The sequence below is a fragment of the Streptomyces sp. NPDC004838 genome (assembly GCF_053600955.1).
Genome location: NZ_JBSGAW010000001.1, coordinates 541034 through 548000 on the forward strand (window position 1 = coordinate 541034; position 6967 = coordinate 548000).

The following is a 6967-nucleotide window of genomic DNA, read 5'->3' on the forward strand; positions in this document are numbered from 1 at the left end:
GACCGTCACTCGTCAACGGCCCCTGCCGCCTTCGCCATCAGCGCCGACGCCTCCGCCCGCAGATCGCGCCGCAGTTCCTTGGGCAGCGAGAAGGTGATCGACTCCTCGGCCGACTTCACCAGCTCGACATCCTCGAACCCGCGCTGCGCCAGCCACTCCAGCACCCCCTCGACCAGCACCTCGGGCACGGACGCGCCGGAGGTGAGGCCGACCGTGTGAACGCCGTCCAGCCAGGACTCCTCGATCTCGTCCGCGAAGTCGACCAGATGGGCGGCTCCGGCGCCCGCGCCCAGCGCGACCTCGACGAGCCGTACGGAGTTCGAGGAGTTCTTCGAGCCGACGACGATGACCAGGTCCGCGTCCTCGCCCATCTGCTTGACCGCGATCTGGCGGTTCTGGGTGGCGTAGCAGATGTCGTCGCTGGGCGGGGAGATCAGCTGGGGGAACTTCTCCTTCAGCTTGTCGACGGTCTCCATCGTCTCGTCGACCGAGAGCGTGGTCTGGGAGAGCCAGACGACCTTCGACTCGTCGCGCACCTCGACCTTCGCCACATCGTCGGGGCCGTCGACCAGCGTGATGTGGTCGGGGGCCTCGCCGGAGGTGCCGATGACCTCCTCGTGGCCGTCGTGGCCGATCAGCAGGATGTCGTAGTCCTCGTTCGCGAAGCGGACCGCTTCCTTGTGGACCTTGGTGACGAGCGGGCAGGTGGCGTCGATGGTCGCGAGCCTGCGCTGGGCCGCCTCATCGTGGACGACCGGGGCGACGCCGTGCGCGGAGAACATGACGATCGCCCCCTCGGGGACCTCCGCCGTCTCCTCGACGAAGATCGCGCCCTTCTTCTGGAGGGTCTGTACGACGTACTTGTTGTGAACGATCTCGTGGCGGACGTAGATCGGTGAGCCGTACTGCTCAAGGGCCTTCTCGACGGCGATCACGGCGCGGTCCACGCCCGCGCAGTAACCACGAGGAGCGGCGAGCAGGACGCGACGGGCCGGAGGCGTAGCAGTCATGCCTCCCATCGTAAGGCCGCGTAGAAGAGGCGGAAGATCACCACCTGGGGGAACACTGATGCGGGACGCCCGTGCGGGTGGTCGTGCGGGCGCGGCGGCGGGCTGCCGCGCGGGGGTACACGGGGGTACGCGACGGACGGAGGGCCGGATGACGACGGTGCACGCCCCGGGGCCGGGGAACAGCGGGAACGGGGAAGCCGCCGCAGGTGACGGCGGTGGCGGGCTGCGGCGGACTCTCGGCTTCCGCGACCTCGTCGTCTACGGACTGCTGTTCATCGCCCCGATGGCGCCCGTCGGCGTCTACGGCGCCCTCGACGCGAAATCCCATGGTGCCGTCGCCCTCGTCTACGCCGTGGCCACGATCGCGATGGCGTTCACCGCGGTGAGTTACGCGCAGATGGTGCGGGTCGCGCCCAAGGCCGGTTCGGTCTTCGCCTACGCCTCCAAGGGGCTCGGGCAGGGGCCCGGTTTCATCGCCGGGTGGATGGCGATGCTCGACTATCTGCTGATCCCGGCGGTGGCGTATCTCTTCTCCGGGATCGCGATGGAGGCGCTGGTTCCGGAGGTGGACCGGTGGGTGTGGACCGCGATCGCGGTGGTGGTGACCACGCTGCTGAACCTCTGGGGTGTCCGGGCCGCCGCGCGGGTGGGCTTCGCCGTGCTGGTGATGGAGACCCTGGTGCTGCTGGTGTTCATGGTGTCGGCGGTGGCGGTGCTCGTACGGAACGGGGCGCAGCGGGACTGGCTCTCGCCGCTGACGGGTGATCTGACGTTCTCCCTGGCGGCGGTGCTGGGCGCGGTGTCGGTGGCCGTGCTGTCGTTTCTCGGCTTCGACGCGATCGCCTCCTTCGCCGAGGAGGTGACGGGTGGTTCGCGGAAGGTGGCTCGGGCGGTGCTGTTCTGCCTGGTACTCGCGGGCTTCCTCTTTGTGGCGCAGACGTATCTCGTGGCGTTGCTGGAACCGCTGTCGTCGGCGGAGCTGGCCGCGCGGCCCGAGAAGCAGGGCGCGGCCTTCTACGACGCCGTGGACGCCTCGGTCGGGGCGTGGCTGCACGATCTGATCGCGGTCAGCAAGGCGATCGGCGCGGCGTTCGCGGCGCTGGCGGGGCAGGCCGCCGCAGGTCGGCTGCTGTTCGCGATGGCCCGTGACCGCCGGCTGCCGCGCGCCCTGTCCCGTACGGACTCGGGTGTTCCGCGCCGGGCGCTGCTGCTGGCGGCCGTGGTCACCCTGGTCGCGGCGGTGTGGGCGGCGCGGCGGCCCGACGGGCTGGACCATCTGGTGTCGGTGGTCGACGTCGGGGCGCTGACGGCGTTCGTCCTGCTGCACGCGAGCGTGGTCGGGTGGTTCGTGGTGCGGCGGATGGAGGGGCGGCCGGAGTGGCTGCGCCATCTGGTGGTGCCGGTCGTGGGCGCCGCGATCCTGGTCGCGGTGATCGTGGAGGCGGCGGGGTCCGCGCAGGTGGTGGGCGCGGTCTGGCTGGCTGTGGGACTGGTGGTCCTGGCGGTGCAGAGGAAGCGGCGGGCCACGCCTGTGTAGGGCGGGTAGGGCGGGATACGCGTTCCGGGCGCGGAGCGCGTACCCCGCCAGGGAACCCGCCGGACGTGTTCCCCGGCGGGCTCCGCGGCGGGCTCCGCGGCGTTCCTGCGGGCTCCCGGTTTCCCGGCGGGCGGCCCGAATCCGCGCGGCCGGGCGTGACCCGGGTGTCCGAGGGGCCTGGTGGGGTGGAGCGCCGGAACGGCGGACGCCGCGCCGGGCTTCCGCTGTCGTACCCGGCCGTTACGCTCCCCCGTATGGCTCTCAACACGTCCGCGGAAGCCCCTCTGCCCGTCGGCGAGGTGTCCCGGCTCATCGGAGGGTGGATCGACCGTCTCGGGGCGGTCTGGGTGGAGGGGCAGATCACCCAGATGTCACGGCGGCCGGGCCAGGGGGTCGTCTTCATGACCCTGCGCGATCCGTCGTACGACATCTCGGTCAGCGTCACCTGCTTCCGGCAGGTCTTCGACGCCGTCGCCGACGTGGTGTCCGAGGGTGCGCGGGTCGTGGTGCACGCCAAGCCGGAGTGGTACGCGCCACGGGGGCAGCTGTCGCTGCGGGCGGCGGAGATACGGCCGGTGGGCGTCGGCGAACTGCTCGTACGGCTGGAGCAGCTCAAGCGGGCGCTGGGCGCGGAGGGGCTGTTCGCCCTCGACCGCAAGAAGCCGCTGCCGTTTCTGCCGCAGCGCGTGGGCCTGGTCTGCGGCCGGGCGTCGGCCGCCGAGCGCGATGTGCTGGAGAACGCGCGGCGGCGGTGGCCGGCCGTCCGCTTCGAGGTGCGCAATGTCGCGGTGCAGGGCATGCACGCGGTGTCGCAGGTCGTCCAGGCGGTCAAGGAACTGGACGACCTGCCGGACGTGGATGTGATCATCGTCGCGCGCGGCGGCGGGAGCGTGGAGGATCTGCTGCCGTTCTCGGACGAGTCGCTGGTGCGGGCCGTCGCCGGGTGCCGTACGCCGGTGGTCTCGGCGATCGGGCATGAGCCGGACTCGCCGCTGCTCGATCTGGTGGCCGATCTGCGGGCGTCCACGCCGACGGACGCGGCGAAGAAGGTCGTGCCGGACGTGGGCGAGGAGATGGACCGGGTGCGGCAGCTCCGCGACCGTTCGCTGCGGACGGTCCGGGCGATGCTGGAGCGCGAGGAGCGTGGGCTGGCCCATGCGCTGGGCCGCCCGTCGATGGAGCGGCCCTCACGAATGGTGGACGAGCGCGAGGCGGAGATCGACGCCCTGACCGCCCGGAGCAGAAGGGTGCTGGGGCATCTGCTGGACCGTGCGGAGTCGGAGCTCTCCCACACACGGGCGCGGGTGGTCTCGCTCTCGCCCGCGGCGACGCTGGAGCGGGGGTACGCGGTGCTCCAACGCGCCGACGGCGCCGTGGTGCGCTCGCCCCAGGACGTGACGGCCGGCGACGAACTGCGGGCGAGGGTGTCCGAGGGCGAGTTCGCGGTACGCGTCATGGAGTAGCCCGCCGGGGCATGGAGGAGCCCGCCGGGCCTCCCGCCCACCGGAACCCACTCATCACTGTCACAGGAAGGAATCACATGGCTGCCAAGACGGACGGGCCGGCGCTCGGTTACGAGCAGGCGCGCGACGAGCTGATCGAGGTCGTCCGCAGGCTGGAGGCCGGCGGCACCACGCTGGAGGAGTCACTGGCGCTCTGGGAGCGCGGCGAGGAGCTGGCGAAGGTCTGCCGCCACTGGCTGGAGGGCGCCCGCGCCCGGCTCGACGCGGCGCTGGCGGGCGGGGACGGCGGCCAGGAGGCGGGCGAGGAAGAGGACTGACCTGGGTCGGCGGCGGAGGACCGGCCTTCTCTCACCTGCCGGGGTCCCTGTGAGGTGATCCACACTTTCCGGATAGTTGAAATTTAATCTACTGGGTGCGCGTTGGATCCGTCGTTCGATCCCCCCACGCTCCAGACCCGGAAGGTACCGCCAGAATGACCCTCGTCCTCGACCCCACCGCCCAGGACCTCCTGTTCCGCGATGCCCGCACCGCGAACACCTTCACCGATGAGCCGGTGACGGACGAGCAGGTCCAGGCGATCTACGAACTCGTCAAATTCGGGCCGACCGCCTTCAACCAGAACCCGCTGCGCATCGTCCTCGTCCGCTCCGGGGAGGCCCGCGAGCGCCTGGTGGCGCACATGTCCGAAGGCAACCAGGCCAAGACCGGCTCCGCCCCGCTGGTGGCGATCCTCGCCGCCGACAACGAGTTCCACGAGGACATCCCCGAGCTGCTCCCCCACTTCCCGCAGGCCAAGGAGCTGTTCTTCTCCGAGCGCCCGGTCCGCGAGCAGAACGCCGGCCTCAACGGCGCGCTCCAGGCCGCGTACTTCATCGTCGGCATCCGCGCCGCCGGTCTCGCGGCCGGCCCGATGACCGGCTTCGACGCCGTCGGCGTGCAGAAGGAGTTCCTCGACGGCGACCACACCCCGCTGATGATCGTCAACATCGGCAAGCCGGGCCCCGACGCCGCCTTCCCGCGCTCGCCGCGTCTCCCGTACGAGTCCGTGGTGACCACCGTCTGACCGTCCGACGGCGCGCGAGCCGGCCACCGCACCCGGAGGAGTGCGGCGGCCGGCTCGCGTAACGGAATCCGGACGCCCTACGAACCGGTGGGCGACGGCGTGGGCGACGGCGGCTTCCCGGCCTCCAGCGCCTCCGCCATCTCCGTCAGGCTGGCCAGCGGCGCGGTCCCGGTCACCACGGTCGTCGCGTCCTCGGCGACCCGCACCAGGGCGTCGTACTTCTCACCCTCCCAGCGCTGCCACGGCTCGCCGTTCACCAGGTGCGTCTCGCCGGTGTTCTCGGCCTGCCGGGTGACCGCCGGGATGTACTTGCCGCTGGGCTGGGTCGACTGCTCGATCGCGACGTACTCGCGGTTCGGGTCGAGGAATCCGAGATGCCAGGCGTTGCCGTCGGCCCGCGCGTACGAGACCGAGGTCGGCTTCCACCCCTTCGGCAGTCCCTCCGGCGCGAGCACCGGATACGGCGCGGCCCGCTGGGCCGTCACCAGTTCGACCCGGTAGTCGACCGCTCGGATCGGGTCCTGATCCTCGTCGTGCGGAATGAACATGTAGATCACCGCGACGACGGCTCCGATGACCGCCATCGACAGCACCATGTCCCGTACGGTCTGTCTGCCTCGCATACCTGCCACGCCCCCATGGTCGCATCAGGCACGCGCGCTCAAACGTGGGCCCCTCTGCTCATTTTGTCGACCTGCGGATAGAGTCATCTCACCCTCATCCGGCCGTCGTCGTACAGAAAGGTGCGCTCCGATGACCGAGCACAACATGCCGTCCCAGCTGGAGGTCTCCCCCGAGGCCCCCGACCGCAACCTCGCTCTGGAACTCGTCAGGGTCACCGAAGCCGCCGCCATGGCGGCCGGCCGGTGGGTCGGACGCGGTGACAAGAACGGCGCGGACGGCGCGGCTGTCAAGGCCATGCGGACCCTCGTCCACACCGTCTCGATGAACGGCGTCGTCGTCATCGGCGAAGGCGAGAAGGACGAAGCGCCGATGCTCTTCAACGGTGAGCACATCGGCGACGGCACCGGCGCCGAGTGCGACATCGCCGTCGACCCGATCGACGGTACGACCCTCACCGCCAAGGGCATGCCGAACGCGATCGCGGTCCTGGCGGCGGCCGACCGCGGCGCGATGTTCGACCCGTCCGCGGTGTTCTACATGGACAAGCTGGTCACCGGCCCGGAGGCCGCGGACTTCGTCGACATCAACGCCCCGGTTTCGGTCAACATCCGGCGGGTCGCCAAGGCGAAGAACTCGTCCCCCGAGGACGTCACCGTCGTCATCCTCGACCGCCCCCGTCACGAGGGCATGGTCAAGGAGATCCGCGAGACCGGTGCGCGCATCAAGTTCATCTCGGACGGCGACGTCGCCGGCGCGATCATGGCCGTACGCGACGGCACCGGCGTCGACATGCTGATGGGGGTCGGCGGCACGCCGGAGGGCATCATCACCGCGTGCGCGATCAAGTGCCTCGGCGGCACGATCCAGGGCAAGCTCTGGCCGAAGGACGAAGCGGAACGGCAGCGGGCCCTCGACGCGGGCCACGATCTGGACCGTGTCCTGACGACCGACGACCTCGTCCGGGGTGACAACGTCTTCTTCGTGGCCACCGGCATCACGGACGGCGAACTGCTGCGGGGAGTCCGCTACCGCGCCGAGACGGCGACCACGCAGTCCCTGGTGATGCGCTCGAAGTCGGGCACGATCCGTCAGATCGACTCGACGCACCGCCTGTCGAAGCTGCGCGCGTACAGCCAGATCGACTTCGACCGCGCGCAGTAGGGATTTCCCTTTTTTGTGGCTCGGTTCTGCCCCGGACGGCGTCCGCCCCGGCGAACGCGATGATCATGGCCGCGAGCATGATGAACGAGGCGAGCAGCAGCAGAACGGC

Annotated in this window: 7 protein-coding genes; 5 read left to right on the forward strand and 2 right to left on the reverse strand. The window is 70.6% G+C overall.

The window, feature by feature from the left end:
• Positions 1 to 5 precede the first annotated feature (5 nt).
• Positions 6 to 1019 carry a 4-hydroxy-3-methylbut-2-enyl diphosphate reductase gene (locus tag ACWEFL_RS02250; protein WP_451706115.1) on the reverse strand — a complete coding sequence of 338 codons (1014 nt, stop codon included), beginning with the start codon at positions 1017 to 1019 and terminating at the stop codon, positions 6 to 8.
• A gap of 139 nt (positions 1020 to 1158) precedes the next feature.
• Here ACWEFL_RS02250 and ACWEFL_RS02255 point away from each other — a divergent pair, with 139 nt between their 5' ends.
• From ACWEFL_RS02255 to ACWEFL_RS02270, 4 genes are all read left to right on the forward strand, one after another.
• Entirely contained in the window at positions 1159 to 2547 is a 1389-nt protein-coding gene (locus ACWEFL_RS02255; protein ID WP_451706116.1) for an APC family permease, read from the forward strand.
• Positions 2548 to 2801: 254 nt separating this feature from the next.
• The gene (xseA, locus tag ACWEFL_RS02260) at positions 2802 to 4010 is read left to right on the forward strand and encodes an exodeoxyribonuclease VII large subunit (RefSeq protein WP_451706119.1); all 1209 of its coding nucleotides are present in this window, start codon (positions 2802 to 2804) and stop codon (positions 4008 to 4010) included.
• Between the two features lie 77 nt (positions 4011 to 4087).
• The gene (locus tag ACWEFL_RS02265; RefSeq protein ID WP_451706122.1) at positions 4088 to 4327 is read left to right on the forward strand and encodes an exodeoxyribonuclease VII small subunit; all 240 of its coding nucleotides are present in this window, start codon (positions 4088 to 4090) and stop codon (positions 4325 to 4327) included.
• Positions 4328 to 4482: 155 nt separating this feature from the next.
• Positions 4483 to 5073 carry a malonic semialdehyde reductase gene (locus tag ACWEFL_RS02270; protein WP_451706125.1) on the forward strand — a complete coding sequence of 197 codons (591 nt, stop codon included), beginning with the start codon at positions 4483 to 4485 and terminating at the stop codon, positions 5071 to 5073.
• Positions 5074 to 5150: 77 nt separating this feature from the next.
• Here the strand turns inward: ACWEFL_RS02270 and ACWEFL_RS02275 are convergent, their stop codons facing one another.
• Positions 5151 to 5696 (reverse strand): DUF4245 domain-containing protein, encoded by a 546-nt coding sequence (locus ACWEFL_RS02275; RefSeq protein WP_451706197.1) that lies wholly within the window; start codon positions 5694 to 5696, stop codon positions 5151 to 5153.
• 130 nt (positions 5697 to 5826) lie between these two features.
• On the opposite strand from ACWEFL_RS02275, the gene glpX reads away from it, so the two are divergent.
• Entirely contained in the window at positions 5827 to 6858 is a 1032-nt protein-coding gene (gene glpX / locus ACWEFL_RS02280) for a class II fructose-bisphosphatase (RefSeq protein WP_451706128.1), read from the forward strand.
• Positions 6859 to 6967 lie beyond the last annotated feature (109 nt).